Source organism: Glaciibacter superstes DSM 21135 (genome assembly GCF_000421145.1).
GTDB lineage: Bacteria > Actinomycetota > Actinomycetes > Actinomycetales > Microbacteriaceae > Cryobacterium > Cryobacterium superstes.
This window is the reverse complement of the sequence record NZ_ATWH01000003.1, coordinates 18,380-44,915: the sequence shown is the minus strand read 5'-3', so window position 1 is coordinate 44,915 and position 26,536 is coordinate 18,380. Positions and strand designations below refer to the sequence as shown.

Genomic DNA, 26,536 nt, shown 5'->3' with positions numbered 1-26,536 from the left:
ACGATTCGCCCGCACTCGCGGGTGCTTCTTGCGAGATTGCGCCTAGATCGCGACGTCTCCGCAGAGGTGCACGATCACGCCGAGCTCGTTGAACAGCGCAGCCTTCGCGAGCAGTGCCTTGTCGGCGGTGGCGGCATCCGGTGCATAGACGACCTGCGCGTGGTTCGCCTTGTGGCGAGCCATCAGCTGGTCACGCGACACGCCGTTCAGCACCGCGTGCATGATCGGCCACTGAGGGTCGGTCGCATCGAGGCGGCGTTGGGTCTCTTCTGCTGGAAGGTCGGCGACGTGGCCGCGACCGAGGTCCACGTGCAGCACACCGTCCATGATGAACACGCGCGACCAGACGATCTCGCCCGGCTTCGAAACGCCGGAGAGGGTGCCACCGCCGAGTGGGAAGAACATCGGCGGCTGGCGCATGCTGTAGCTCTTGTCGTATCCACCGTTGTGTGAGGCGGGAACGGAGCCTGAGATCTCGAACACCCAGACGAACTCGCCGTCGTACTCTTCACCCCAGCGCACGTCGTGGAGCGTGTTGGCCGGGTCGAGTCCCATCGCGTTCCAGATGCGGTTGGTCACCAGCGCGTCGATGGCAACGCCTTCGTCTACCTCATTGAAGTGGGGGAGTGCCTGCCCGGCGTACAGTTCACGGCTGCCGTCGCGGGAGAGAACCGGCGGGCGCTGCACGTTGTTCAGCAGGCCTTCGGCGAGGTCGCTGGCCGGAACCAGGTTCTTCAGGCCCTGCTGGTACTGGATGCCGACGGCGTCGAGTCCGTAGTCGTCGGAGATGCGCACCGCTGCGATGTACATCTTGAACTGGCTGTGCACCTGGTCTTCGGTGAGTTCTGTGGTCTCGTCGGTTCCGAAGTGGAAGGTGAAACCCGCAGCGTCGAGCCAGGACCTGACCTCGTTCGCCTCTGCGTCGCTCACGTTCAGCATCTCGGCGTACAGGGCGCTCTGCGACAGGCGCTCCTTGTAGATGCCGAGCGGGTTCAACAGCTCGTCGTCGATGATCGCGTTGTACATGCCCATGCAGCCCTCGTCGAAGATGCCGATGATGGCCTTGTCCTGCTGGAGCTGCTGGGCGAGCGCCACGCCGAGTTCGACCTCTGGGCTGGCCGAGTCGAGCGCCGGAAGGTCGCGCACGTGGCTCTCATCGTGCTCGATGGTGCCGGTCGACAGCCATTCGGCGAGCTTCTCGCGGGCCCAGTCGTCGGTGAAGTCCTTGCTCCACAGAGCCGAATACGTCACGCCGGCCTTGGTCAGGCTGCCGGTGAGATTCAGGAGTCCAACCAGTCCGGGGAAGTCACCCGCCCAGTTCGCGACCACGAGAATCGGTCCTTTGTGGGTGCGGAGCCCGGCAAGCACGTGGTGGCTGTACTGCCAGACGGCCTCGACCACAATCAGCGGGGCCTCGGCTGGGATGTGCTTGAACACTTCGATGCCGGCCCGCTGGCTGTCGATGAAGCCGTGACCGGTGGTCTCGTTCACGCCGTGGCCACGCTGCACCTGCCAGCCGAGGTTCGTGACGGCCGCACCCAGGTCGGCCTCGAGCCGTTGCTGGGTCGGCCAGCACTGCACGTTCGCCGGGAGGCGCAGGTCGCCGCTGGCAACAGTGAATACCGTCTGCGCAGGCGCGGTGACGACGCTGCGCGTGGATGGCAGGGTGTAGCTGGTGGTCATGCGGTGTTTGCTCCTTATGGGGCGTGCCGGATATGGGTCCAGATTGCCAGAAATCGATTTCAAGTTCAAGCGGAGGAGCGCGGAATCAGGCGCTGCCGACGCTTGTCGGAGCGGAGATCTCATTGCGCAGCACAATGGTGCGCGCCGGTTGGTCGTCGCCGTTGATACGTTCGATGAGGAGCCGTGCGGCGGTGACGCCGAGGTGGCGGGCGGGGAGGTGGATGATGGTCACTCCCCGCGGAGCGAGAGTGGAGAACGGCAGGTCACCGAAGCTGGCCATTCCGACGTTCTCGGTGGTGAGACCGCGTTCGAACAGCACCTGGAGCGCGCCGACGCTCATCAGGTTGTTGGCGACGAAGACGGCGTCGGGCGGAGTTTCCAGGGCGAGCAGTTCGTCCATTGCGGCTCGGCCGCCGTCAACGCGGAAGTTGGCATGCTTGAGATAGCGCTCGTCGTGACCGCCGTTGGCGATGACCACCTGCCGCCAGCCGTGTTCGCGGCGTTGCGCCGTTTCGACGTCGCTTGGACCGGTGATGCACGCAATCCGGGAGAAGCCCTGGTCGTAGAGCGCCTGCGTCGCTTCGCGGCCGCCGGCGATGTTGTCCACCATGACGGCGTCCAGGTCGAAACCGTGCGGGCCGCGGTCGACTGCGACCACGGGGCGGCCCCGGCGCAAGAGCGGAGCGAGGTCGACGTGGTCGCTTGCCGCGGCCAGGATGATGCCGGCCATATTCTCGGACACGGCGATGGACAGATAACTGGCCTCTTTATCCGGGTCTTCGTCGGTGTTGCACAGGACGACGGAGTAGCCGGCTGCCTGGGCGACGTCTTCGACGCCGCGCGCCATCGACGTGAAGAACGGATTCTCGATGTCTGGGATCACCAGCGCGATTACTTCAGAGCTTTGCTTCCGCAACGAGCGGGCGGTGCGGTTGGGGGTGAACGCGAGCTTCCCTGCGGCATCGCGCACCAACCTGGACTTCTCGGCAGAGACGTTGACGCCGTTCAACACTCGTGAAACGGTCGCGGGGGAGACGCCGGCCAGGGCCGCGACCTCGTAAATCGTTGACATGCTGTCCTCGGCGAACACTCAGTGGGCAGTCAGCGTGCGCTGATGGGGCGACCTTACCGGCGCGGAGCAAGCCTGGCGCCGATACGCGCCGTCTCGCCACTGTAGCGTCAGCGACCTGCGAGCGTCCTACGCCGATGGAGGCAGTTTTCCTGCGTCGGTGCCGGTGGCAGCGCTTGTTCCTTGCGTCGGGACCCGGTTGCGTGCGCAGTCTCCGCGATAGAGTTGGGTGGTAAGGAGCCACGAGCTCGTCCTCCCCACGGCAATGGAGCCTCAGTGTCAACCAGCGTGTCCGAAAACCCGTCAACGCGTGTCGAGCCGAACGGCTCCACCATCGACCAGGGAAAGGAAGGCGAATCTGTGACTCCACCGGGATTCCGCACTGAGAGCGATTCACTTGGACCCCTCGAGGTTCCCGAAAACGCCTATTGGGGCGTCCACACGCAGCGTGCGATGGACAACTTCCCGATCGCCAAGCGCCCGATCTCCGTTTACCCGGACTTCATCGTGGCTCTCGCCTCTGTAAAGCAGGCCTGCGCACGGGCGAACCAGGAAATCGGCGCACTCTCCCGCGAAAAGGCGGGCTGGATCGATGCCGCCTGCCAGGAGATCATCGACGGCAGGTACCACGACGAGTTTGTGGTGGGCGTCATTCAGGGCGGCGCAGGCACGTCCACGAACATGAACGCGAACGAGGTCATCTGCAACCTCGCGCTGGAGAAGGCCGGCTATGAAAAAGGCCGCTACGACATCCTGAGCCCGCTCGACCACGTCAACCGCAGCCAGTCCACCAACGACACCTACCCGACCGCGATCAAGATCGCACTGACGTTCTCACTCCAGCACCTGCTGCGCGAACTCAAGGCCCTGCAGGGCTCGTTCTCAGCCAAGGCCGTCGAGTTCCGCCAGATTCTCAAGGTCGGTCGAACCCAGATGCAGGATGCCGTGCCGATGACACTCGGCCAGGAATTCCACGGGTTCGCGACGACCCTCGGCGAAGACTACGACCGCCTGACCGAGACGGTCTGGCTCCTCGCAGAGATCAACCTGGGCGCGACCGCGATCGGCACCGGCATCACGGCGGACACCGGATACGCGGCAGCCGCCATCCGTCATCTGAATGAGATCACCGGCCTCAAACTGGAGACAGCGCCAGATCTCATCGAGTCGACGAGCGACGCCGGCGGGTTCATGTCGTTCAGCGCGAACCTCAAGCGCAGCGCGATCAAGCTCTCCAAGATCTGCAACGACCTCCGGCTGCTCTCTTCGGGTCCACAGACGGGGTTCGGCGAGATCAACCTGCCGCCGAAGCAGGCCGGGTCGAGCATCATGCCAGGCAAGGTGAACCCGGTCATCCCCGAGGTGGTCAACCAGGTCGCGTTCGCCGTCGCCGGGTCGGATGTCACGGTCACCATGGCCGCGGAAGGCGGGCAACTGCAGCTCAACGCGTTCGAGCCGGTGATCGCGCACTCGCTGCTCCAGAGTCTCGCCTGGATGACCCAGGCCATGTGGACACTGCGCGTCAACTGTATCGACGGCATCACGGCGAACGAAGACAGGCTGCGCGGCATGGTCTCATCGAGCGTCGGGGTGATCACCGCGCTCATCCCTCACATCGGCTATTCCGCGGCGGCTGCCCTCGCGAAAACCGCGCTCCTGACCGGGAGAGATGTGGCGGACCTGGTCGTCGAGGCAAAGCTGATGAGCCGCGAGAGCGTCATGCGCGAACTCGAGCCTGCCCGGCTCTCTGGCGTGGAAGTCGACGCGGCAACGAGCGCCATTCCGATCATCGAGTAGTCGACGCTCCGAGCGGATCGGGTTCTGGCTTGCGCTTTCTACCCGGCAGGTCAGATCTCGCGGCAGTTTGAGGTGAGGAATCCGATCTTGTCGATCGAGACGGTGACCGTCGACCCGTCTCGGAGAAAGACCTGCGGCTTGCGGCTATAGCCGGCGCCCCCCGGGCTTCCGGTGGAGATCAGTGTTCCGGGAAGCAGCGTCGACGTGGTCGAGAGGAAGGCGATGATCTCGGCGACGGTGCGAACCATGTCGCCGCTCGACGCGTCCTGCAGGATGCGCCCGTCAACATGGGTGGTCAGCCAGAGATCCTGTGGGTCACCGATCTCGTCAGCAGTGACGACCACCGGCCCGGTCGGAGTGAAGCCGTCGAAGGATTTACACCGTGACCACTGGGCTTCTGAGAACTGCAGGTCGCGAGCGGTGATGTCGTTCACGATGGTGTAGCCAAAGACGTAGTCGAGTGCATTTGCGACGCTCACCCGGCGGGCAGGGCGACCGATGATGACACCGAGCTCGGCTTCATAGTCAACCTGTGTTGCCAGGTCGCTCGGCCAGGTGACCGTTGACCCATGCCCGGTGAGCGAGTTCGGCCAGAGCGAGAACACTGTCGCTGCGGTTTCTGACCGGAGCTTCAACTCGGAGGCGTGGGCGGCGTAATTGGCACCGATCGCGATGATCTGCGGTGGTCGGAGGACCGCGGACGCGTGCCGCAGCTCATCGATCTGCGTGAGACTGGCGCCGCCCTGTATCGCACCGAGTCCGAAAGCCCGTACCCGGTCGACTTCCTCCTGGCCCTTTTCGATGAGGTCCTGAAGGTCGCGAGGCGCGTCGTCCATCACCTCGTCGAGAAAGAGTGCCGCATCCTCCTGCACCAGAGCAAGGCGAGCAACGGACTGGCCTTCGACCCTGAGATGCGCAAACTTCACCTCTCTAGGCTATCCGGCGCGCGGTTGCCATCGGTTGTCGATCGGCCACAACCGGCGCCGTATTCTCTTAGAGGGAATCGATGGATGGGCGCCGTGGTGCGCCGGCCGCCCTCCACAAGTGCATCCCGGCATAGCTGCGCCACGGAGCCCAGCCGCTTCCCCTGGCCGCCAGGAGTTTTGCGTCAGAGGGCAGCCCGAGCCTGCCGGCACCCTGGCGGAGCGCGAGGTCACTGGTGAGCAGAATGTCGGGGCTGCCGAGTACGCGCATGGCGACGTAGCCGGCCGTCCACGGTCCGATCCCCGGCAGTGCGGTGAGCTTCGCCTCCAGCTCCGCCCTCGATTCTCCGACGTCGAGGACAAGTGCCCCGGTGGCCAGTGCTTCCGCAGCCCCGACGATGGCGTTGATCCTGGCCGACGGGCCCCGCAATACGTCCCTGCCGTGGGCCGCGATGCGTTCCGCGGTGGGGAACAGGAGAGTCAGCGCATCCGTTCCGGTGCTTCCTGTGACCGGACTTCCTAGCAGCGGATCGCCGAGAGCGGCCGCCAGGCGTCCGAGTGCCGTGCGTGCTGCCGCAACAGACACTTGCTGGCCGATGAGTGCCCGGAACAGGGTCTCGTGCGCATCGAGGCTCCCCGGCACGCGCATGCCGGGGTTCGCGCCGACAGAGTCGGCCAGGTGCGGGTCGCCGCCGAGGGCGAGCGAGATCGCGGCCGCATCGGCGTCGAGGTCAAGCAGCCTGCGCACCCTGCTCACGAGCGGCGCAAGGTCGCCGAGATCGCTCAGCCGCACCGTGCAGAGCACGGAAGGGACATCCATTGTGCCCGCGAGGCTCACGTCGATCACGGCGACCCCGTTCGGCAGTCGCAGTGTTCGCGAGTATCGTGTCGCCGTTCCCGTCTCGACGCCGACGATCGCGCGCGTCGTGAGGAAACGCAGCACACCTGCCCCGTCGAAAGGCGCACGCGCCGGAAGCTGCAGGGTGATGCCGGTCCCCACACCCGCACCCGTAGCGTCGTATGCGGCTGCCTGGGGGCCTGCGACACCCGGTGGGGTGCTGGTCGCCGATCTGCCCGTCTCGCCAGCGCTTCCCGACCTGTCCGCGGGGTCGCTTGAGCGAGCGCGTCGCAACTGGGACGGAGTGCGTTCGTAGACCAGGGCAATCGTGTCATTGAACTGCCGAACGCTCCCGAAGCCCGCGGCGAAGGCGATGTCGGCCACTGGCAGGTCCGTTCCGATCAGTAGTGTCCGGGCCGACTGGGCCCGGTGTGCCCTGGCCAGGGCCAGCGGGCCGGCACCCAGTTCTGCGACGAGGATGCGGGTGAGGTGCCGTGGCGTGTAGCCCAACCGGCTTGCGAGACCGACCACACCGACTCGTTCCACCGTCCCGTCTGCGATCAACCGCATGGCACGGCCGACGATGTCGTCACGGATGTCCCACTCCGGCGACCCTGGGACGGCGTCGGGAAGACAGCGCTTGCAGGCCCGCAGCCCCGCTTCATGTGCCGCTGCAGCTGTGAGGTAGAACGAGACGTTGTCGGGTTTCGGGGTGAGCGCCGGACAGCTGGGTCGGCAGTAGATCCCGGTCGAATGCACCCCGGTGATGAACTGGCCGTCGAAGCGGGCATCGCGGGATGAGACGGCGAGATAGCGCTGTGCGAAGACGGGGTCGTCGCTTCCACGACGGAGCGTCTGGGGATTCTGTCGCGCTTTCATGACCTCAGCCTGTCATGTGGACGCCTCGGGAGATAGCGGAAATCGGACATCACTGGGGCGATAGTCTGGACGCTTGTGACCACTTCAGGAAGTTGCGATATGAGCACGCTTGACCCCGCGATCCAACCCGTTTTCGACGAGGTACTGCGCCGGAATGCCGGCGAGATCGAGTTCCACCAGGCCGCACGAGAGGTGTTCGAATCGCTCGGACGCGTTGTGGTCAGGCACCCGCAATATGCGGAGGCGTCGATCCTCCAGCGCATCTGTGAGCCGGAGCGCCAGATCATCTTTCGGGTGCCGTGGACAGATGACGCGGGGCGCGTGCAGATCAATCGCGGATTCCGGGTCGAGTTCAATTCTGCGCTCGGCCCATTCAAGGGCGGCCTGCGATTTCACCCGTCGGTGACGCTCGGCACGGTGAAGTTCCTCGGATTCGAGCAGATCTTCAAGAACGCGCTCACCGGCATGCCCATCGGCGGGGGCAAGGGCGGCAGCGACTTCGACCCGAAGGGCAAGTCCGAGGCGGAGGTGATGCGGTTCTGCCAGTCGTTCATGACCGAGTTGTACCGCCACATCGGGGAGTATCGCGACGTTCCTGCCGGCGATATCGGCGTCGGTGGACGAGAGATCGGCTACCTGTTCGGGCAGTACAAGCGCATCACCAACCGCTACGAGTCCGGTGTGTTGACCGGCAAGGGCGTGGGCTGGGGTGGCTCGCGGGCGCGAACGGAAGCCACCGGATACGGCACCGTCTTCTTCGCTGAACAGATGCTTGCTACACGAGGTCACAGTTTCGACGGCGCCCGCGTGTTGGTGTCCGGGTCGGGAAACGTGGCTATCTACGCCATTGAAAAGGTGCATGAACTCGGCGGCACCGTGGTCGCATGCTCAGACTCTGCCGGCGTCGTCTACGACGCCAATGGCATCGACATCGAGCTACTGCGCGAGGTGAAGGAGAACCGCCGCGGCCGACTCGCTGAGTATTCAGAACTGCGCGGTGCGGAGTCTGAGTACCGGGAAGGCGGGTCGATCTGGTCGATAGCGGCCGAGACCAAGATCGACGTTGCTCTGCCCTGCGCCACCCAGAACGAACTGCACGAGGCGGATGCCCGGGTGCTCGCCGCCAACGGAGTGCTGGCCGTTGCCGAAGGTGCGAACATGCCGTGCACCCCGGACGCGGTGCGCGTGTTGACCGAGGCATCCGTGCTCTTCGCCCCAGGGAAGGCGGCCAACGCGGGGGGCGTCGCCACCTCGGCGCTGGAGATGCAGCAGAATGCCTCTCGCGACTCCTGGAGCTTCGAGCACACAGAGGCGCGCCTCGCTGAGATCATGCGCGGCATCCACGAGAGCTGTGCAACGACCGCCGAAGAGTATGGCGAGCCGGGCAACTACGTGCTCGGTGCCAACATCTCCGGCTTCACCAGGGTCGCCGACGCGATGCTGGCGCTCGGCGTCATCTAGACCGCGGGAATGGACCCATGAACGCATTGAACCGTCTCCACGCCGAACTCGGACCCGCCGTCAGCGTCGACCCAGACGAATTGGCGGCCAGCAGGGTTGACCGATCGGGATGGGTGGCCGATGGCACGCCGCTCGCCATCGTTCGCGCGAGGGGCGTTGCCGACGTGCAGGCCACGCTGCGCATTGCGAGCGAGTTCGGGGTGCCGGTCGTGACCCGCGGTGCGGGAACAGGAGTCGCCGGGGGAGCGTGTGGCAGCGACGGCTCGATTGTCCTGAGCGTTGCAGGCATGAACCGCATCCTAGAGATTCGGCCAGAAGACGAATTGGCGGTCGTTGAGCCGGGCGTGATCAACCAAGACCTGAATGATGCGCTTGCGGAGCACGGGCTCTGGTTCGCCCCGGATCCGGCCAGCAAGGCAATCTCAACGGTGGGCGGAAACATCGCCACCAACGCCGGCGGGCTCCTGTGCGCGAAGTACGGAGTGACCCGCGAGGCCGTGCTTGCGCTCACCGTGGTCCTTGCAGACGGAAGCATCCTCAAGACCGGGCACCGCACGGTGAAGGGTGTCACCGGTTACGATCTCACCGCGCTGCTCACCGGCTCAGAGGGCACGCTCGGCGTCATCGTCGAGGCCACCGTGCGCACGCTCGCACTACCGACGGGCGACACAGTCACCGTCGGGGCGGTGTTCCCGGATATCGCGGCGGCCGCGGCAGCATCCGCTGCGGTGACCGCCGGTCGGCTGCGTCCCGCCGTCATGGAGCTCATCGACGCGGTCTCCGTCGCGATCATCGCGGACTATCTCGGACCAGAAGCGTCGTCGACGCTGCCACTGACACAGGGTGCGTTCCTCCTTGTGCAACTGGACGGTGACGCGGCACTGGTGCACGCCGAGCGAGCAGCAGAGGTGCTTCGTGCCGCCGGAGGCATCGTCGAACTGTCTGACGACGCGGCATCGGGGGAGAGCCTCCTTGCGATCCGCCGCGCGTTTCACCCGGCTCTCACCGCACACGGCGAGGTGCTGATCGAGGATGTCTGCGTGCCGCGCTCGCGAATGGCGGAGATGTTCGAGATCATCTCCGGTATCAGCGAACGCACTGGCATCGTCATCCCGACGGTCGCGCACGCCGGCGACGGCAATCTGCACCCCAACTTTGTCATCAAGGCCGACCCTCATCGAGCGGTGGACGATCCGATCGTGCCGGAGGCGGTGTGGGCGGCAGCGAACGAACTCTTCCACGCCGCACTCGAGCTCGGCGGCACCCTCACCGGAGAACATGGAGTCGGTGTTCTGAAGCAGCGCTGGCTTGCCGAGGAACTGGGCGACACCGGTTTTGACCTGCAGCGCAGGCTGAAAGCGGTCTTCGATCCGAAGGGCATACTCGGACCGGGCACGATGTTCGCGTCCTGACGCTTATCCTGTTGGTCATGACGATCGAACACGGTTCGCCACAGCAGCCCCAGTCACAGCAGCCCGAGTCACAGCAGCCCCAGCCGGTCTCTCGCCCGGTGTCTCCGGTCTGGACCGAACAGGTGCGCCGGCCGAGTGGTGGTGCGGTGGTAATCGCGATCGTCGGCATCATCGTCGGGAGCCTGGCGCTGTTGCTTGTGCTGGTCTACCTCGCCACCTTCCTCGGTGCCGGAGGCTTGCTGTTCTGCCTCTTCCTCGCTCTCATCCCGCTTACCGCTGTACTGCTGGCCGTTCGCTGGATCGACCGCTGGGACCCTGAGCCGCGCCCCGCGCTCTGGTTCGCTTTCCTCTGGGGCGCCGGCGTTTCGGTTGCCACGGCGCTCATCTTCGACCTCGGCGTGCAGCTCACGATTGCAGCGAGTGGCGGAGCCTTCACCGGCAACGACCTGCTCGCGGCGGTCGTACAGGCGCCGCTCGTCGAGGAAGGCGCGAAGGGCTTTGGCATCCTTGTGCTGTTCTGGGCGATACGCAGGCACTTCGACGGACCGGTTGACGGCGTTGTCTACGCAGCGACGATCGCCGCAGGGTTCGCATTCACAGAGAACATCCAGTATTTCGGTGTGGCAATGATCGAGGGCGGCTTTGAGACCCTCGGCCTGACCTTCCTGGTGCGTGGCGTGTTCTCGCCGTTCGCGCACGTCATGTTTACCACCTGCATCGGGATCGCCCTCGGGCTGGCGGCGAGACGTACCGGCGCGTTCGGAGCGGTCGGTTACTTCCTGGCCGGACTCGTTCCCGCCGTTCTGCTGCACGCGTTGTGGAACGGTGCCTTTTCGATGTTCGCCGCTGATGCGACGCTCATCGTCTACTACCTGGTGGTACAGATTCCGCTGTTCGTGGGTGCCATCGTTGTGGTCACGATGCTGCGCAGGCAGGAGGCACGCGTGACGGCGGCCAGGCTTGGTGAGTATGCGGCGGCAGGCTGGTTCACCCCGGCAGAGGTCGGCATGCTCGCGACACCGGGTGGGCGGCGCCAGGCCAGGGCGTGGGCATCCGCCCAGTCCAGGGAGAAGAAGACGGCGATGCGCCGGTTCATCGCGGATGCCACGCGGCTGGCGTTCGCACGTCAACGGATGTTGAACGGCTCGGCCGGTCACGTCGACCGCGCCGATGAATCGCAGCTCCTGGCTCGGCTGATGGCCGACCGTGCCGCGGTGGTGGGTTGATGCAGTGGTGAGTTGTGCGGTGGTGAGTCGACGCTGTGCTGACCGGTTGCCGGGTCTTGTGCGGGCACAAAAAAACCCGCCGCCCGGTGGTGTGGCACTGCCTACGACTCTCCCGGAGCGACGAGTTTGGTCTGACGAGTTCTGCTCTGGTAACAGCATGCGCCGCGTGCACTGTTCGCGCAAGGAGGAATCTCGAACTGTGCGTTCCGGCTTCCGATCCGCTTTGATGGACGCATGACTGATCTGAATGCAAAGCCAGAACTCGACTTCCCTGAGGGCCCGGCGCCCGAGGCGCTCGAGGTTGAAGACATCGTCGTCGGCGAAGGAGCGGAAGCGACACCAGGTGCCACCGTCGACGTGCACTACCTCGGGGTTGAATACGACTCAGGTGAAGAGTTCGACTCGTCGTGGAACCGTGGCCAGTCGATCAACTTCCCGCTCGGCTCGCTTATTGCGGGCTGGCAGCAGGGCATCCCCGGCATGAAGGTCGGCGGCCGTCGCAAACTGACGGTGCCGCCGCACCTGGCGTACGGACCGGCCGGTGGCGGCCACCGCCTCTCCGGCAAGACCCTGATCTTCGTTATCGACCTGCTCGGTGTCAGCTGAGCCGACAGTGATCTCCACCGATCGCGCGAGAGCTCTCCAGGAGGCCGGCCTGCGCTGGCAACCGGCCTCCGGAGACGCCTTTCGGATAGAGCGTCCAGGGTTCGATAGCGATGTGTTCACGGTCAGTGACATGACCATTGAGCCCCATGAGTTCGATACCGGTACCATCCTCGGGTTCAACGGGACGACCGAATGGGCGCTGGACTCGCTGGCGTTGGAAGACGCCCTCTGGCTGCCGCGCGAGGAGCAACTGCGCACGTTGCTGGGGGATGCGTTCCGGTCGCTGACCACGGCAGGTGACGGTCAGTACAGCGTTGAGTGCGAATTCGGTGGTTCGACCGCCCCCTTCGTCGCATCGGAGATTGACGCATCGGAGTTCACCGCAGGGGAGCCAGCGGATGCCTACGCTGCGGCCGTGCTCGCGCTGATGGCGCATTCCGCAGCATCCGTGATCGACGACCCCGGCCGCTGAAGTCGGGTTGGCCCGCGCATACCGGATCGATATCGATCAGCTTGTCGGTGACCCCCAGACGAGTGCCGTGTGATAACTTTGCGCCATTCCCGCACAGTGTTCAGCAAACACTGATCAGCAAACAGTGGTCAGCAATTCGGCGCGCTTCCGGCGCAACCGATCCTGTGCGGCGATCTTCGCACCGGTCCAGGAGGTCCCCATGAGACGAAAACTACTCTCTACTGTTGTCTGCGCATCCGCATTGATGCTCGCGATGAGCGGCTGCAGCGCGGGATCCGGATCGGGTGACGACACCGCAGAGGGTGGCCTCACCGGTACCGGCACTGGAGCGGACTGCACCATCGACACCGAGGTCCCCATTGCCGCGGCATTCAGCCTCACCGGGGCGGCAGCCCAGTACGGCGCAGGCCAGAAAAATGCACTGGAGCTTGCCGTCGCCGATCTGAACGAGGTCGGTGGAGTGACGTACAAGCTCACGGTCGAAGACGACCAGACCGATCCGAAGCAGGCCATCCAGGTCTTCGAAGGGTTTGTCAATGACGGGGCCAGCATCATCGTCGGCCCGACCCTCTCCAACACCGCCAAGCAGACAAACCCGGTCGCACAGGACGGCAAGACGCCGGTGCTCGGTGTCTCGAACACCGCAGAGGGCATCACGGAGATCGGCGACTACATCTTCCGTGACTCGCTCACCGAGGAGGCTGTCATCCCACAGACCGTCAAGGCGGCCACCGAAAGCCTCGGCTTGAAGAAGGTCGTCGTGATGTACAGCAACGACGACGCTTTCACGGAGTCGGGATACCAGGCCTTCGCCGCCGCGCTCGATGATGAGGGCGTTGAGGTCGTCGACACCCTCACCTTCTCCAAGTCGGACACTGACTTCCACGCACTGCTCGACAAGGTCAAGGGCGCGGATGCGGATGCGATCGTCGTCTCCGGGCTGGTCGAGGCCGCGGTGCCGCTGGTGAGCCAGGCCCGTGAGATCGGTATCGAAACGCCGATCATCGGCGGAAACGGGTTCAACTCGCCCGCCCTGATCAGCGGTGCAGGAGACGCATCAGAGGGTGTAATCGTCGGTGCGGCCTGGAACTCGGCTTCCGAGAACGAGCAGAACGTCACCTTCATCGACGCGTATACCGCCAAGTACGACGCAGCACCAGACCAGTTCGCCGCACAGGCGTACGCCGGAATGCAGGTCATCGACTCGGCAGTCCGTGCCGGCTGCTCCGGTGAACGCGACGACATCAAGGAGAACCTCAGTGGAATCTCCGACCTGCCGACTGTCCTCGGCGAAATCTCCATCGACGAGAACCGCGATGCCGTGCACGAGGCTCTGGTGCAGGTCGTCGAGAACGGCAAGTTCACTATCCTGAAGTAGGCGGCAGGGCCCGTTTCATGCCCAGCCGGTGCTGCGAGTGTGCAGCACCGGCTCCTACACCGGATGCCACAATCTCAGAGACGACACTATGCAACTGTTCATGGACGGGATCTTCCTCGGCTCGATCTACGCGCTGTTCGCCATCGGTTTCACGCTGGTATTCGGCATCCTCGACCAGTTGAACCTTGCCCACGCCGCCGTGTTCTCCGCGGGTGCATTAGTTGGGATTGAACTGGTCACCAGGTTCGGAATCTCGATCTGGCTGGCCATACCGCTGGTACTGATCGTGGGTGCGGTTCTCGGGATCCTGATCGAACGGATCGCCTTCCGGCCGCTCGGCGGGCGGCACGACGCCCACTTCGCCGGACTGATCTCGTCGATCGCGTTCGGCGCCATCATCCTCTCCGTGCTGCAGGCTCTGTACGGCGCGGACACCAGGCGGTTCCCACCAGACGCGTTCCCGAGCGCGCGGTTCGAATTGCTTGGAGCGACGGTGTCGCTGTTGCAGGTGATCATCCTGGTGATCAGCGTTGGATTGATGGTGGTGCTGACCTGGCTGGTTGCGAAATCGAAGCTGGGGCGGGGGATGCGCACCATCGCAGAGAACCCGCATGCGGCATCCGTTCTCGGTCTGAATGTCGGGCGGATCAGCAGCACCACCTTCGCCATCTCTTCCGCGCTCGGTGCGGTTGCCGGCGTGCTGTTCACGCTCAACGTGAACGCGGCCCAACTCGGCATGGGGCACGCCGTTGAGCTGAAGGCGCTCGCCGTGATCATTGTCGGTGGCATGGGGTCATTGCCAGGCGCCCTCATCGGCGGGCTGATCCTTGGCCTCGCCGAGGTCTACGCGGTCAACACCGTCGGCAGTTCCTGGCGGGACATGGTGGCATTCGGCCTGCTCTTCCTGATCCTGATCCTGCGCCCACAAGGGCTGTTCGGTGCCCGGAAGGTGCGGGAGGTCTAGACGTGTTCGAATACTCAGCCCTCATCACCCTGGTCGCGCTGACGGCGATTCTGGCGTACAGCTTCTATGCGGTCGTGCTGGCCGGGCAACTGAGCCTCGCCCAGCTCGGCCTGGCCTCACTGGCTGCATTCACCTCGGCCCTCGTGGTCCCGGAGGAGCCCCTGTTCGGGTTCATCCCGCCCCTTCTGGTCGGAGTCGTGTTCGGCATGTGTGTCGGCATGCTCGCGGCGTTCATTCTCGGTCTGCCGGTCATTCGGCTCCGCGGGGTGTTCCTCGCCATCGCCACACTCGCGTTCGCGGAAATGGTGCGGATCTTCCTGATCAACCAGTCCTGGACCAACGGGGCGCAGGGGATGAGCTTCCCCAAGCTGGTCGGCCCAGAGATCGCATTGATCGCCCTCGCCATCGTGGCGTTCTGGTTCTGGCGCCTGTCGGGCTCGAGGCTCGGCCGCGCACTCGATGCCATCCGCGAAGACGAACTCGCTGCCCGCACCATGGGCATCGATGTCGCCAAGTACCGCATGACCTCCTTTGTCATCGCCGGTGCGGTCGCCGGACTCTACGGGGTGCTGCTCGCCTACTTCTCCCGCTTCGCCGACCCGAACGAGTTCTCATTCACCGCGGCCGTCGATGGGCTGGTGACCGCGGTCGTCGGTGGCGTGAACCTGTTCGTCGGCCCGATCTTCGGGTCGATCTTCCTGTCGGTGATCCCCGAGGTGCAGCGTTCTCTCGGCATCGACGCCGGGTGGATCCGGCCGACCATCTCCGGCATCCTGCTGCTCGTGGTGATCCTGTTCCTGCCCGGCGGTCTCTCTGGGCTCATCCCGAGGCGGAAGTCGGCGAAGAAGCTCATCACCGACCCGGCCGCGCTCCCGACCCTGCCGCCCTTGCCGCCACGGGGAACTGAGGTTGTCGGCATCCGTGGGCTGTCGAAGTCGTATGGCGGCGTGCACGCGGTGCAAGGCGTAGACCTGAGTGTCGGCGCGGGAGAGATCGTGGGCCTGATCGGGCCGAACGGTGCGGGAAAGACCACGCTGGTGAATATGGTGACCGGGCTCACTGCCCCCACGAGCGGCACGGGTACGGTGCTGGGAACGCCACTGACTGCTCGCACGAAGGCACACCGCCTTGCCCAGAACGGTGTCGCGCGAACCTTCCAGCAGATCAAGCTGTTCAACCGGCTCTCCGCCCTGGAGAACGTGCTCGTCGGTGGGTACCGCATCGGCCACGACACGCTCCTGCGACGACTGCTCTTTCTTCCGTCAGCCAGGCGATGGGAGCGAGAGTCCGTTGCGATGGCCTCTGCCCAGCTGGTGCGTGTCGGGCTCGGCGACAAAGCGGCCAACGCGGCAGGCGACCTGTCGTACGGTGATCAGCGTCGTTTGGAGATTGCTCGCGCCCTGGCGTCGCATCCAACTTTGCTCGTTCTCGACGAGCCTGCGGCCGGCATGAATCACGTCGAAGCGCGCACGCTCTCCGACCTCATCGTCTCGCTCGCGGGCGATGGCATCGCCGTGCTGGTCATCGAGCACAACGTACGGATGATGCTGGAGACCTGCGACCGGATCACGGTGCTGAACTTCGGCGAGGTGATCGCATCCGGCATACCGGCTGATATCGCGCGTGACGCCCAGGTGCTCGAGGCCTACCTCGGTTCGGCTGCAGACGGCGAGTCGGTTTCTGAGGCGGTTTCAGAGGCGGCGCAGAACCTGGCCGGCGATCTCGAGGGCAGCGCTGGTGCTGGTGGCAGTGCTGATCTCGGTGGCAGCACAGGTCTCGGTGGCAGCACGGAGGGCGAGAAATGAGTGAGCCGATAGCGGGCGAGCCGATAGCGGGTCAGCCGATACCGAGTGAGCCGATAGCGGGTCAGCCGATACTGAGCGTCGAGAACCTGAGCGTCAGTTATGGCCGGGTGGATGCCGTGCGAAATGTGTCGTTCGAGGTTCCGGCCGGTGCACTGGTCACGCTGGTCGGCGCGAACGGGGCGGGGAAGACGTCGATCCTGAATGCCGTGTCTGGCCTCCTTCGGCCGCGCGGCGGTGTCATCCGTTTCAAGGGGGAGGACGTGACGCGCGACCCAGCGCACAAGCTGGTCAAGGCGGGACTCGTGCAGGTTCCGGAGGGGCGTGAGATCCTCGGAACACTGAGTGTTGCCGAGAACCTGAGCCTGGGCGGGTGGCACAGGGGAAGCACCCTCGCGGCGAGCGTGGCGCGGGTGTACGAGCGCTTCCCGGTGTTGCACGAACGAAGGAAGCTGCAGGCCGGTGCGTTGTCGGGAGGCGAGCAGCAGATGCTGGCGATCGCCCGCGCCCTCGTCGCAGAGCCGGAAGTGCTGCTCCTCGACGAGCCATCGATGGGGCTCGCGCCGAAGATCGTCGATGAAGTGTTTGCGGTCATCGCCGAGATCAGGGCTGGCGGAACCACGGTCATCCTCGTCGAGCAGAACGCCCGGCGCGCTCTCGCCGCAGCGGACTACGGCTATGTTGTCGAGACCGGCGCGATCACTCACTCGGGGCCGGCGCGAGAGCTGCTCGCCGATGAGCGGGTCATCGAGGCCTACCTCGGGATCAGCTAGGAACACGGAACCAACCGCTCAAGCAGAAATCAGCCGCTCAAGCAGAGGAGACACGGTGAGCCACTCGCAGTCGCACAGTCGGATTCCGGCCAGCGTCATCACCGTCTCCGATCGGAGCTCGACGGGCGAACGGCCAGACGAGTCTGGTCCGCGTGCCGCCCAGTTGCTTGCGGAAGCGGGGTTCGAGGTAGGGCCGGTGGCAGTGGTTCCCGACGGCATCGGGAGCGTGCGGACTGCGATCACAGAAGCTCTCGCCTCGGGGGCTCGCCTGGTGATCACGAGTGGCGGAACAGGCGTCAGTCCGCGGGATCTCACCCCAGAGGCGACCAGGCCCCTGATCGTGCGGGAGTTGCCTGGCATAGCGGAACTCCTGCGGCGAGAGGGTGAGAAGCACAGCCGAATGGCCGTGCTGGGCAGGGGACTGGCGGGTATCGCCGGAGACCCGCCAAACGCCCTGGTCATCAACCTGCCCGGCTCTGTGCGGGCCGTCGAGCAGGGGCTTGCCGTCGTCGCCCCGCTGGTGCCGCACCTCATCGACCAGTTGGACGGCGCCGACCACTGAGTCGCCGATAGCGGCAATTCGACTAGAGGCAATTCGACGCGAGTGTGGCTGCGCTCAGTCGATGGGATGCCAGTCGGCCGCAGTCCAGGTGCCTGAGCGACCGCCTGACTTCGACAGCAGACGGATGCCGGTGATCTCGACAGACTGATCCATGCCCTTGACCATGTCGACGATGGCGAGTGCAGCGACGGCAACGGCGGTGCGCGCTTCCATCTCGATGCCGGTGCGGTCTGCCGTGCGCACGGTCGCCACCACGCGCACCCCGTCATTCTCGATCTCGAGGTCGACGCTGGCGCCATGCACCCCGATGATGTGTGCGAGCGGGAGAAGTTCTGCCGTGCGCTTTGCCGCCTGGATTCCGGCGATCCTCGCAACGGCGAGCACATCGCCCTTGGGGGCGGTGCCAGAGCGCAGCACATCGATGACCTCGGCGCCGCAGCGAACGAAGCCGGTGGCCGTCGCTTCGCGCACGGTGGGCACTTTGGCGGTCACATCGACCATGTGGGCCTGGCCGGCGGAGTTCAGGTGGGTGAAAGGCTGTTCGCTCATGATTCCACCAGCATGACAGTGATCGCCTCGCCCGCGCGCACCTCGTCCACAGTTTCGTCGATGATCGCGAGGCCGTCTGCCGCTGCCAGCCCGGTTGCGAGGTGGGAGCCGGAACCACCTGATGCGGCGGGTCGGGCCAGAAGCTGGCCGTCGGCATCCGGGCCATCGGCATCCGTCAGGTCGGCGCGCGACACAACCGTGGTCACTGTGACCGGCATGTACTGGCGTCGTCCTGGCGGACACGACCATCCACTCTCGGCAATGGCCACAGTGACGGGTCGCTGCAGCGCCAGATATCCCTGCATGGCACGCAGCGCCGGGCGTACGAAGACCTCGAACGAGACGAATGCGCTGACCGGATTGCCCGGGAGCGCGAAGATCGGGGTTCCGTCACTCCACCGCCCGAATCCCTGCGGTTTGCCCGGCTGCATGCGCACCGAGCTGAACTGCACAGAACCCAGCTTCGACAGTACGGCCTTGACCACGTCGTACGCACCGACGCTCACACCACCGGAAAGCAGGAAGGCATCGACATCGGCTGCATGCCGGGTGAGAACACTATGGAATTCTGCTTCGTCGTCTGCCACCCGGCCGAGTACGACAGGAATTCCGCCCGCCTCTGCGACGGCGGCCGCGAGCAGGGTGGAATTCGAATCGTGGATCTGGCCACGGTGCAGCCGGCCACCCGGGGCAGCCAGCTCACTGCCGGTCGAGAGGATTCCCACGCGCGGAGCCAGGTGCACCGTGAGTGAGTCTGAACCGCTGGCCGCCGCCGCGGCGAGGTGGCGAGCGGTCAGACGGATGCCTGCAGTGAGCACGGGATCACCGGCGCGGGTATCGCTGCCCGCGCGCCGGATGAACGCGGCCGGAGCGGGCGCGACGTGAATGACGACGCGGTCTGTGCCCCTGTCGGTGTCTTCGATCGGCACGATCGCCTCGGCATTGCCCGGGGTCGGGGCTCCGGTCATGATGCGGGCGCACTGTCCTGCACGGATCAGGGGGTCGTCCTGGGTGCCGGCCGCCAGATCGGCGACCACGTCGAGCGTGACCGGGTTGTCCGTGCTCGCGGTGGCCACATCGGCCAGTCGTACGGCGTAGCCGTCCATGCTGGAATTGTCGAAGGATGGCACATCGACCTGAGCAAGAACGTCGGAGGCCAGAACTCGCCCCAGTGCCAGATCGAGCGGGACGCTCTGGGGGGCAAGCATGCTGGTTGCGGCGAGAATGGCGGCGAGGTGCTCGTCGGCTGAGATGCTCGGCGAACCTGCTGTCATGCTGCCGATTCTACTGACGGAATGAGTGCTCTGGCTGGGGGCTTATTCAGGAGATCTCGTCACGGTGCGTCATTCAGCTGCATGTTTCTGCGGGTGGAAGCGCGCATTCCACGGGATCTCCTGAGTTGGCAACGTTCGAGAGCGGCGTACCGCTGCCGTCGGTGCGAATGCCCTGGCAGGCGTGGTCCATTATTTGCGGGGCAGAGTCCAGGCTGACACCGCATCTGCGGTGATAGAGTCCTGCACATGGCGCAATTCAGGATCAGCGAAGCAGCAAGCCTCCTGGGTGTCAGCGACGACACGATTCGCCGCTGGGTTGGATCAGGAGTACTCGCTTCGGCGCGAGACGACACCGGTCGACAGGTCATCGACGGTGCAGAGCTGGCTGCACGAGCCAAATCCATCGCCGTGGCGCCCGATGATCCGTCTGGCGTCGGAAGCAGTGCGCGCAACCGCTTTGTCGGGCTGGTCACCGACATCGTGCTCGATACCGTGATGGCGCAGGTCGAGATCCAGTGCGGGCCGCACAGGATCGTGTCGCTGATGTCCAGCGAAGCGGTGCGCGACCTCCGTCTCGAAGTCGGTTCCCTCGCTGTTGCTTCGGTGAAAGCCACCATGGTGGTCGTCGAAGTACCCAGGGAGCACAAGTGAACAAGGGTCTCGTGAAGCAGAAACTGACTCGCGTTGTCGCAACTGTTGTCGGTGTCGCGGCAGTCATCGCAATCAGCGGCTGCAGCACGGAAGACCCTGATCTGGCGGAGTCCACGCCCCTGGCAACCGGGGTGAGTGGCGAGCTGACCATTTTCGCCGCGGCATCCCTGACGGCGTCGTTCGACGAACTCGCCGAGGCCTTCACCGCAGAGAATCCGAAGGTGACCGTTCACCCCATCGTCTACGACGGTTCGTCCACGCTGGCGACTCAGTTGATCGAAGGCGCGAGCGCAGACGTGTTCGCCGCGGCGAACGAGAGCACGATGGCGGATGTCGCAGGCGCCGGTGAACTCTCCGGCGATTCTTCGATCTTTGTGACTAATACGCTCCAGATCGCGATTGCGCCAGACAACCCCGAAAAGATCACCGGCCTGACCGACCTGACTCGCGACGGTCTGCTCGTCGTGCTGTGCGCACCGGAAGTCCCGTGTGGCGCAGCATCGCAGGAGCTGCTCGACCTTGACGGCATCCCGTTGACGCCGGCCAGCGAGGAACAGAACGTGAAGGGGGTGCTCACCAAGGTCGGTGCGGGCGAGGCCGATGCCGGACTTGTCTACAAGACCGATGTCTCGGCAGCTGCCGGCGCCGTTGACGGCGTGGATATCGAGGGCGCAGAGAGGGCGATCAACAACTACACGATCGGCGTCGCCGCCAGTGCCGAAAACCCGGAAGCGGCACAGGCGTTCGTTGACTTCGTGCTCTCCGACGCCGGTCAGAAGCTCCTCGGCAGCTTCGGTTTCGGAAGTCCGTGATCCCGTCGCGTCCGACAGCATCGTCACCGACAGCATCGTCACCGTCGGCGCCGCCAACGACGATGGAACCCCGCCAGACCCAGCGAGCCGGCACCAACCAGCGAGCCGGCACCATCCCCCGACCGCTGTTGGTGTTCGCGATCGTGGGGCTCGCGTTCCTGATCCTGCCGATCATCGGCCTGTTCTGGCGCGTGGACTGGGCAGAGCTCCCTGCAGCGATCACCTCGCCGGAGGCGGTCCAGGCGCTGTGGCTTTCGCTGCGAACCGGGGTCACCGCAACGATCATCTGCCTTGTTCTCGGCATCCCGCTCGCGTTGCTCATCGCGAGGAGTCGTCCCAGGATCGCCGGTATTCTGCGGGCGCTGACCACCCTGCCGCTCGTGCTTCCACCTCTGGTGGGTGGTATCGCCCTGCTCTACCTGCTCGGTCGCAACGGTCTCATCGGCAGTGTCCTCGACGTAGGCTTCGGCTTCGGTATCCCGTTCACAACGGCCGCCGTTGTCATCGCGCAGGCGTTTGTGGCGATGCCGTTCCTGGTGATCACCCTCGAGGGATCGCTTCGCACGGCAGGCACACAGTATGAAACGGTTGCGGCAACACTGGGTGCTTCACGATGGACGGTGTTCCGGCGCATCACCGTTCCCCTGGCGATGCCGGGGTTGCTGGCCGGAACAGTGCTCTGTTTTGCCAGGGCGATCGGCGAGTTCGGTGCCACTGCGTTGTTCGCCGGCAATGCCGCCGGCGTGACCCGCACGATGCCCCTGGCCATCTACACGGCGTTCAACGGCGCCGGGGTGAGCCAGGACTCGGCCATCGCCCTCTCGCTGCTCCTGATCGTCGTCGCCATCGTCATCCTGCTTTTCCTGCGCACCTGGCGAACGGATGTCGCGCTGTGACGGGCGGGACTGTGTCTGGATCGGCGGTGTCTGGCTCGCTGGTGTCTGGCTCACTCGAGGCGAACCTGCTCATTCGCCGCGGTGAGTTCACGCTCGACGCCGCTGTTCACGTCGAACCGGGGGAGGTGCTGGCGTTGCTCGGCCCGAACGGCTCAGGAAAGTCGACGATGCTGGCCGCGATCGCCGGGTTGATCGTTCCACACAGCGGGTCAGTTTCGGTCGCCGGTCGAACTCTGACCAGAGTGGCACCGGGAACCCGAACGCTTGCCGTCGTGCCGGAAAAGCGAGGAGTGGGGCTGCTCGGCCAGGATCCGCTGTTGTTCCCGCATCTCGACTCGCTGGACAATATCGCGTTCGGGCGCCGTTCAGCCGGTGTCGGGCGAACCGCGGCACGGCGTGACGCAGCCGACTGGCTGGGTGCCGTCGGCCTGGCCGGATTCGAGGGCCGGAAGCCGTCTCAGCTCTCCGGCGGGCAGCAGCAACGGGTGGCGCTGGCGCGGGCACTCGCGGCCCGACCCGACGTGCTTCTCCTGGACGAACCGATGGCTGCCCTCGATGTGGAGACGGCGCCCATGATGCGACGGTTGCTGCGGGAACGACTTGCCGACCAGGGAATCGCGACACTGTTGGTGACGCACGATGTGCTCGACGCGATCGTGCTGGCCGACCGGGTCGCCATCCTGCACGAGGGCACGATCGTCGACGAAGGCCAGAAAGACCGCGTTCTCGGACAACCCCGCAACCGTTTTGCCGCTGCCCTGGCCGGCGTCAATTTGGTATCCGGCGTTGCGGATGCCGATGGAGTGCGCCTCCCAGACGGCAGGAGGTTCGAGGGTTCACACCCGAATGAACGGAGCCCTCAAGATCGGGTCCCGGGTGACCAGACGCAGGCGCCGCACGCCCATGCCGCGCCCGTCGACGCTGCTGACCGCGGAACGCCGGCCGCAGCGATCTTCAGGCCGTCTTCGGTGCGTCTTTCCACACACCCGCCGGACGAGTCGTCAGCCACTGTTCTCGAACGAGGTTCGGCGAACTGTTGGCGATCGACGATCGCGGTTCTCGAACCGTCCTCCGGCGGAATCGCCTGTCGTCTGGCGGATGACCAGGGCGTCACCGTTGAATTGCCCCCGGCGCGTGTTTCAGAACTGGGACTCGAGGAGGGAACAGAGGTCTGGCTCAGCGTCGATCCCGCCGACGTGACGATCCTGGGCACCCGGTAACCTGCCTCGCGACTCGGGCCGGTTGGTCTTCCCATCCGCTCGGCATAGTGTGAGGACATGACCGAGTCCGACGTCCTCTCCGCGCTGCCGCCGATCCTGCCGGCGGTCTCAGGCAGTACTGGCCACGCTGGAATTGATTCGGAACTGTTCGTCGACACGCTGAACCGCCCGCTTCGAGACCTGAGGATCTCAGTCACCGACCGGTGCAACTTCCGGTGCGTGTACTGCATGCCAAAGGAGATCTTCGGCCGGGACTACGCGTTCTTGCAGCGCGATGAACTGCTCAGTTTCGAAGAGATCACCCGACTCGCGCGGATCGCGATTGCGAACGGCGTGGAGAAAATCCGACTGACCGGCGGCGAACCCCTCCTGAGAAAAGGCCTGGAAGAACTCGTATCGATGCTCGCTGACTTGCGCACGCCAGACGGACGCGAGATCGACATCGCCCTCACGACGAATGGATCGGCCCTCGCATACAAGGCGCAGGCGCTGAAGGATGCCGGTCTCAAGCGGGTGACGGTATCGCTCGACTCGCTCGACGAAGCCACCTTCCAGGCCATGAACGATGTGCGGTTCCCCGTCGCGAAGGTTCTGAACGGCATTGATGTCGCGCACGCCGTCGGACTCGGCCCGATCAAGATCAACATGGTGCTCAAGCGGGGCCAGAACGACCAGGACATCGTTCAGATGGCCAGGCATTTCAAGGGCTCACCATACATCCTGCGGTTCATCGAGTTCATGGACGTCGGCTCGAGCAACGGCTGGAAGATGGATGAGGTGGTGCCGTCTTCTGAGGTCATCCGTCGCATCAACGCGGAACTTCCGCTTGAGGAGGTCGTGCCCAACTATGACGGTGAGACGTCCGTGCGCTGGCGTTATCGCGATGGCGGCGGAGAGATCGGCGTGATCTCCAGCGTGACTAGATCGTTCTGCCAGTCCTGCACGCGCGTGCGGGTGTCCACAGAAGGACGGTTGTTCACCTGCCTCTTCGCTACGGAGGGCAATGACCTGCGCGCGCTGATGCGCACCGGCTGCACCGATGACGAACTCGCCCAGGCGCTGGGAGCGATCTGGCGGAACCGCGGCGACCGTTACTCAGATTTGCGCAGCGCGAAGACCCGCGAGCTGCGGCAGTCCGGCGGGAAGAAGATTGAGATGTCATACATTGGTGGATGAGATTGCGTGGGATGAGGTGACGGAAATGACAAGCGTTCGCATCAGGTATTTTGCGGCGGCAGCGGATGCCGCGGGTCGTGAGGAGGAACAGCTGACACTGGGCGCGGGGGCAACCCTGGGCACTCTGAAGCAGCTTCTCGAAGAACGCTACGGCCCGGCGATGCAGACGGTTCTGGCCTCTGGATCGTTCCTCATCGACAAGGTGGTTCGCCGAGATGCCGCCTTCCCGATCTCGGGAAATGTCGACGTTCTCCCGCCGTTCGCCGGCGGATAGTGCCCAGAATCCACCGGTTCAGGGCCTGAGCCGCTCAGATTCCGCCCGTTCAGAGCCCGACCCACTCCGAGACGCCGTCGGTGAAGTGCTGCCGTTTCCAGATCGGAATGGTGTGTTTGATCTCCTCGACCAGCTGCTCAGCAGTGTCGAAGGCCTCCTTGCGGTGTGACGATGCGACAACGACGTACAGTGCAACATCGCCGACCTGCAGTGCCCCGACCCGGTGCGCTGCGGCCATCCGAAGGCCAGACTCAGCGGCGAACCGTTCGCAGAGCTGGGTGAGCAGGAGTTCGGCGTCTGGATGTGCCTGATAGTCAAGCGACCGGACGCTGCGCTCCTGGTCGTGGTCCCTGACGATTCCTGAAAAGATGACCAGGGCACCGCTGGCCGTGGTGAGAACGGCCCGGCAGAGAGCGGCCTCATCGATCGGTTCGCCAGTGACCTGCGCCGTTGCGGTGGCGGAACTACGGGGGACGAGTTCGGTCAGTTCGATCAGCTCCTGTGTGGTCGTCTTCGGTGTGGTCATCAACTGCGTGGTCGTCTTCAGTGTTGAGGTGATGATTCAGTATCGTGCCAGGGCCGGGGCGACGAGCCGGGCATACGCGTCGATTCCTCCCTCGAGCAGCTCTGCATTTCGGTAGCCGTTGCGTTCGAGCACCGCCATCGCCCGGTTGGCCCTGCTGCCGTGGTGGCAGAAGACGACAACGGGAACGTCCCGGGAGATCCGCTCGAGCGATCCGTCGAGCGATGCGAGCGGGATGAGCTCTGCACCTGGGATGCTGGCGATTTCGGCTTCGAACGGTTCTCGCACATCGATGAGTTGCATCGGTCCGCCGGCCGCAAAGCGATCGGCGAGTTCGACCGGTGTGACCGCTCCCGGTTGCGGCCGGCCGCGCGAGGCGGAACGCGGGGCGTGCGTTGCGCCTTCAGCTACGGTGCGTGCCTCATCGGGAATCTCCTGATACTCCAGCTCGCGGAACCGGCCACTCAACGCGTCGTAGGTGGTGACCCGGCCGAGGAGTGGTTCGCCGACTCCCGTGATGAGCTTGATCGCCTCGGTCGCCATGATCGATCCGATCACCGCACACACCGTCGGAAGGACTCCGCCGACCGAGCACGAGAGCACGTCATCCGGGTCTGGTTCGGCCGGGAACAGGTCGCGGTAGGTCGGTCCGACGCCGGCCCACGCCACGCCCACCTGGCCGGCGAAACGCAGAATCGCGCCCCAGACCAGCGGCATTCCGGCCTCTGCCGCCGCATCGTTGGTCAGGTAGCGGGTCTGGAAATTATCGCTGCCGTCCATCACCAGGTCGTATCCGGCCAGCAGGTCGGCCGCGTTACCGGGTTCCAGCCTGACTCGATGAGCGACCACCTCGATCTCGGGGTCGATGGCGGCGATTGAATCCGCAATCGAATCGACCTTGCTCCGCCCGAGATCGTCAACGCCGTGGGCGATCTGACGATGCAGGTTCGAGAGTTCGACCACATCCGTGTCGATGATGCCGATCGTCCCGACGCCGGCCGACGCGAGATACGGGATGCTCGCACTTCCGAGCCCGCCGGCCCCCACCACCAGCACTCGTGCGTTTGCGAGCCGACGCTGCGCGTCGACGCCGAAACCCGGCAGGAACAACTGCCGACTGTACCGGGTCAGCCGGTCAGGCGTGAGGGGCAAGCCCGCTCCAACGATTGCACCTGGTCCAACGATCGCACCGTGTTCACCGATCAGACCGGGCCGAGTCGACTCCATCGAACCCTCCAATGCTGCCCCGTGTCAGAGCGTACGGCCAGCTTATCCTCACAACCTGGCACTGCTTTCGGCTCCACGGGCGGGCATCA

Annotated in this window: 25 protein-coding genes; 17 read left to right on the top strand and 8 right to left on the bottom strand. The window is 65.0% G+C overall.

Features of this window, described 5'->3' with window-relative positions:
- Nucleotides 1–42: 42 nt before the first annotated feature.
- The gene (locus K323_RS0104545; protein ID WP_022884104.1) at nt 43–1,683 is read right to left on the bottom strand and encodes a fucose isomerase; all 1,641 of its coding nucleotides are present in this window, start codon (nt 1,681–1,683) and stop codon (nt 43–45) included.
- 85 nt (nt 1,684–1,768) lie between these two features.
- The gene (locus K323_RS0104540; RefSeq protein ID WP_026851222.1) at nt 1,769–2,755 is read right to left on the bottom strand and encodes a LacI family DNA-binding transcriptional regulator; all 987 of its coding nucleotides are present in this window, start codon (nt 2,753–2,755) and stop codon (nt 1,769–1,771) included.
- A 357-nt stretch (nt 2,756–3,112) separates the two neighbouring features.
- On the opposite strand from K323_RS0104540, the gene K323_RS0104535 reads away from it, so the two are divergent.
- The gene (locus tag K323_RS0104535) at nt 3,113–4,549 is read left to right on the top strand and encodes an aspartate ammonia-lyase (protein WP_026851221.1); all 1,437 of its coding nucleotides are present in this window, start codon (nt 3,113–3,115) and stop codon (nt 4,547–4,549) included.
- A gap of 50 nt (nt 4,550–4,599) precedes the next feature.
- Here the strand turns inward: K323_RS0104535 and K323_RS0104530 are convergent, their stop codons facing one another.
- Together K323_RS0104530 and K323_RS0104525 are read right to left on the bottom strand one after the other, a co-directional pair.
- Nucleotides 4,600–5,475, bottom strand: coding sequence for a fumarylacetoacetate hydrolase family protein (locus tag K323_RS0104530; RefSeq protein ID WP_022884101.1), 876 nt, complete (start codon nt 5,473–5,475; stop codon nt 4,600–4,602).
- A gap of 67 nt (nt 5,476–5,542) precedes the next feature.
- Nucleotides 5,543–7,189 (bottom strand): DNA-3-methyladenine glycosylase 2 family protein, encoded by a 1,647-nt coding sequence (locus tag K323_RS0104525; protein ID WP_022884100.1) that lies wholly within the window; start codon nt 7,187–7,189, stop codon nt 5,543–5,545.
- 99 nt (nt 7,190–7,288) lie between these two features.
- Between K323_RS0104525 and gdhA the strand changes: the two genes are divergently transcribed.
- The 10 genes from gdhA to K323_RS0104475 all read left to right on the top strand — a co-directional run bounded on the left by gdhA (nt 7,289) and on the right by K323_RS0104475 (nt 17,845).
- Nucleotides 7,289–8,650 carry an NADP-specific glutamate dehydrogenase gene (gene gdhA, locus K323_RS0104520; protein WP_022884099.1) on the top strand — a complete coding sequence of 454 codons (1,362 nt, stop codon included), beginning with the start codon at nt 7,289–7,291 and terminating at the stop codon, nt 8,648–8,650.
- 17 nt (nt 8,651–8,667) lie between these two features.
- Nucleotides 8,668–10,062 carry an FAD-binding oxidoreductase gene (locus tag K323_RS0104515; RefSeq protein WP_022884098.1) on the top strand — a complete coding sequence of 465 codons (1,395 nt, stop codon included), beginning with the start codon at nt 8,668–8,670 and terminating at the stop codon, nt 10,060–10,062.
- A gap of 17 nt (nt 10,063–10,079) precedes the next feature.
- Nucleotides 10,080–11,288 carry a PrsW family intramembrane metalloprotease gene (locus tag K323_RS24215; protein ID WP_022884097.1) on the top strand — a complete coding sequence of 403 codons (1,209 nt, stop codon included), beginning with the start codon at nt 10,080–10,082 and terminating at the stop codon, nt 11,286–11,288.
- A 234-nt stretch (nt 11,289–11,522) separates the two neighbouring features.
- Nucleotides 11,523–11,894, top strand: a complete 372-nt coding sequence (locus tag K323_RS0104505; RefSeq protein WP_022884096.1) for an FKBP-type peptidyl-prolyl cis-trans isomerase — start codon at nt 11,523–11,525, stop codon at nt 11,892–11,894.
- 130 nt (nt 11,895–12,024) lie between these two features.
- Nucleotides 12,025–12,366, top strand: a complete 342-nt coding sequence (locus K323_RS0104500) for a hypothetical protein (RefSeq protein WP_342662998.1) — start codon at nt 12,025–12,027, stop codon at nt 12,364–12,366.
- 199 nt (nt 12,367–12,565) lie between these two features.
- Entirely contained in the window at nt 12,566–13,744 is a 1,179-nt protein-coding gene (locus K323_RS0104495; RefSeq protein WP_026851220.1) for an ABC transporter substrate-binding protein, read from the top strand.
- A gap of 88 nt (nt 13,745–13,832) precedes the next feature.
- Entirely contained in the window at nt 13,833–14,708 is an 876-nt protein-coding gene (locus tag K323_RS0104490) for a branched-chain amino acid ABC transporter permease (RefSeq protein ID WP_022884093.1), read from the top strand.
- A 2-nt stretch (nt 14,709–14,710) separates the two neighbouring features.
- Nucleotides 14,711–16,513 carry a branched-chain amino acid ABC transporter ATP-binding protein/permease gene (locus K323_RS24210; RefSeq protein WP_022884092.1) on the top strand — a complete coding sequence of 601 codons (1,803 nt, stop codon included), beginning with the start codon at nt 14,711–14,713 and terminating at the stop codon, nt 16,511–16,513.
- Nucleotides 16,510–17,283, top strand: coding sequence for an ABC transporter ATP-binding protein (locus tag K323_RS0104480; RefSeq protein ID WP_022884091.1), 774 nt, complete (start codon nt 16,510–16,512; stop codon nt 17,281–17,283). The genes K323_RS24210 and K323_RS0104480 overlap by 4 nt, the downstream gene beginning before the upstream one ends.
- 55 nt (nt 17,284–17,338) lie before the next feature.
- The gene (locus K323_RS0104475; protein WP_022884090.1) at nt 17,339–17,845 is read left to right on the top strand and encodes a MogA/MoaB family molybdenum cofactor biosynthesis protein; all 507 of its coding nucleotides are present in this window, start codon (nt 17,339–17,341) and stop codon (nt 17,843–17,845) included.
- 54 nt (nt 17,846–17,899) lie between these two features.
- On the opposite strand, the gene moaC is transcribed toward K323_RS0104475, so the two are convergent.
- A complete protein-coding gene (moaC, locus tag K323_RS0104470; RefSeq protein WP_022884089.1) occupies nt 17,900–18,394 on the bottom strand; it encodes a cyclic pyranopterin monophosphate synthase MoaC in 495 nt (164 codons plus the stop codon).
- Complete coding sequence (locus tag K323_RS0104465; protein WP_022884088.1) at nt 18,391–19,668, bottom strand: molybdopterin molybdotransferase MoeA; 1,278 nt, start codon at nt 19,666–19,668, stop codon at nt 18,391–18,393. The genes moaC and K323_RS0104465 overlap by 4 nt, the downstream gene beginning before the upstream one ends.
- A 246-nt stretch (nt 19,669–19,914) precedes the next feature.
- Between K323_RS0104465 and K323_RS0104460 the strand changes: the two genes are divergently transcribed.
- The 6 genes from K323_RS0104460 to K323_RS0104435 all read left to right on the top strand — a co-directional run bounded on the left by K323_RS0104460 (nt 19,915) and on the right by K323_RS0104435 (nt 24,697).
- The gene (locus K323_RS0104460) at nt 19,915–20,319 is read left to right on the top strand and encodes a TOBE domain-containing protein (RefSeq protein ID WP_022884087.1); all 405 of its coding nucleotides are present in this window, start codon (nt 19,915–19,917) and stop codon (nt 20,317–20,319) included.
- Nucleotides 20,320–20,330: 11 nt separating this feature from the next.
- On the top strand, nt 20,331–21,131 hold the full coding sequence (gene modA, locus K323_RS0104455; RefSeq protein WP_051147214.1) for a molybdate ABC transporter substrate-binding protein: 801 nt from the start codon (nt 20,331–20,333) through the stop codon (nt 21,129–21,131).
- Between the two features lie 62 nt (nt 21,132–21,193).
- A complete protein-coding gene (locus K323_RS0104450) occupies nt 21,194–22,027 on the top strand; it encodes an ABC transporter permease (RefSeq protein ID WP_022884085.1) in 834 nt (277 codons plus the stop codon).
- A complete protein-coding gene (locus K323_RS0104445) occupies nt 22,024–23,247 on the top strand; it encodes a sulfate/molybdate ABC transporter ATP-binding protein (protein WP_022884084.1) in 1,224 nt (407 codons plus the stop codon). Before K323_RS0104450 ends, K323_RS0104445 begins: the two co-directional genes overlap by 4 nt.
- Nucleotides 23,248–23,304: 57 nt before the next feature.
- Complete coding sequence (gene moaA, locus K323_RS0104440; protein ID WP_022884083.1) at nt 23,305–24,423, top strand: GTP 3',8-cyclase MoaA; 1,119 nt, start codon at nt 23,305–23,307, stop codon at nt 24,421–24,423.
- Nucleotides 24,424–24,448: 25 nt separating this feature from the next.
- Nucleotides 24,449–24,697: a MoaD/ThiS family protein gene (locus tag K323_RS0104435; protein ID WP_211219817.1), complete on the top strand. Its 249-nt coding sequence runs from the start codon at nt 24,449–24,451 to the stop codon at nt 24,695–24,697.
- Nucleotides 24,698–24,746: 49 nt separating this feature from the next.
- Here the strand turns inward: K323_RS0104435 and K323_RS0104430 are convergent, their stop codons facing one another.
- Nucleotides 24,747–25,223 (bottom strand): molybdenum cofactor biosynthesis protein MoaE, encoded by a 477-nt coding sequence (locus K323_RS0104430; RefSeq protein ID WP_022884081.1) that lies wholly within the window; start codon nt 25,221–25,223, stop codon nt 24,747–24,749.
- 36 nt (nt 25,224–25,259) lie between these two features.
- The gene (locus K323_RS0104425) at nt 25,260–26,447 is read right to left on the bottom strand and encodes a ThiF family adenylyltransferase (RefSeq protein ID WP_022884080.1); all 1,188 of its coding nucleotides are present in this window, start codon (nt 26,445–26,447) and stop codon (nt 25,260–25,262) included.
- Nucleotides 26,448–26,536 lie beyond the last annotated feature (89 nt).

What these genes read in the sequence shown, in the direction of transcription:
- K323_RS0104545 (WP_022884104.1), bottom strand. Translation starts at nt 1,683, where the DNA reads ATGACCACCAGCTACACCCTGCCATCCACGCGCAGCGTCGTCACCGCG.
- K323_RS0104540 (WP_026851222.1), bottom strand. Translation starts at nt 2,755, where the DNA reads ATGTCAACGATTTACGAGGTCGCGGCCCTGGCCGGCGTCTCCCCCGCG.
- K323_RS0104525 (WP_022884100.1), bottom strand. Translation starts at nt 7,189, where the DNA reads ATGAAAGCGCGACAGAATCCCCAGACGCTCCGTCGTGGAAGCGACGAC.
- gdhA (WP_022884099.1), top strand. Translation starts at nt 7,289, where the DNA reads ATGAGCACGCTTGACCCCGCGATCCAACCCGTTTTCGACGAGGTACTG.
- K323_RS0104515 (WP_022884098.1), top strand. Translation starts at nt 8,668, where the DNA reads ATGAACGCATTGAACCGTCTCCACGCCGAACTCGGACCCGCCGTCAGC.
- K323_RS24215 (WP_022884097.1), top strand. Translation starts at nt 10,080, where the DNA reads ATGACGATCGAACACGGTTCGCCACAGCAGCCCCAGTCACAGCAGCCC.
- K323_RS0104505 (WP_022884096.1), top strand. Translation starts at nt 11,523, where the DNA reads ATGACTGATCTGAATGCAAAGCCAGAACTCGACTTCCCTGAGGGCCCG.
- K323_RS0104500 (WP_342662998.1), top strand. Translation starts at nt 12,025, where the DNA reads ATGACCATTGAGCCCCATGAGTTCGATACCGGTACCATCCTCGGGTTC.
- K323_RS0104495 (WP_026851220.1), top strand. Translation starts at nt 12,566, where the DNA reads ATGAGACGAAAACTACTCTCTACTGTTGTCTGCGCATCCGCATTGATG.
- K323_RS0104490 (WP_022884093.1), top strand. Translation starts at nt 13,833, where the DNA reads ATGCAACTGTTCATGGACGGGATCTTCCTCGGCTCGATCTACGCGCTG.
- K323_RS0104480 (WP_022884091.1), top strand. Translation starts at nt 16,510, where the DNA reads ATGAGTGAGCCGATAGCGGGCGAGCCGATAGCGGGTCAGCCGATACCG.
- moaC (WP_022884089.1), bottom strand. Translation starts at nt 18,394, where the DNA reads ATGAGCGAACAGCCTTTCACCCACCTGAACTCCGCCGGCCAGGCCCAC.
- K323_RS0104465 (WP_022884088.1), bottom strand. Translation starts at nt 19,668, where the DNA reads ATGACAGCAGGTTCGCCGAGCATCTCAGCCGACGAGCACCTCGCCGCC.
- K323_RS0104460 (WP_022884087.1), top strand. Translation starts at nt 19,915, where the DNA reads ATGGCGCAATTCAGGATCAGCGAAGCAGCAAGCCTCCTGGGTGTCAGC.
- K323_RS0104450 (WP_022884085.1), top strand. Translation starts at nt 21,194, where the DNA reads ATGGAACCCCGCCAGACCCAGCGAGCCGGCACCAACCAGCGAGCCGGC.
- moaA (WP_022884083.1), top strand. Translation starts at nt 23,305, where the DNA reads ATGACCGAGTCCGACGTCCTCTCCGCGCTGCCGCCGATCCTGCCGGCG.
- K323_RS0104435 (WP_211219817.1), top strand. Translation starts at nt 24,449, where the DNA reads ATGACAAGCGTTCGCATCAGGTATTTTGCGGCGGCAGCGGATGCCGCG.
- K323_RS0104430 (WP_022884081.1), bottom strand. Translation starts at nt 25,223, where the DNA reads ATGACCACACCGAAGACGACCACACAGGAGCTGATCGAACTGACCGAA.
- K323_RS0104425 (WP_022884080.1), bottom strand. Translation starts at nt 26,447, where the DNA reads ATGGAGTCGACTCGGCCCGGTCTGATCGGTGAACACGGTGCGATCGTT.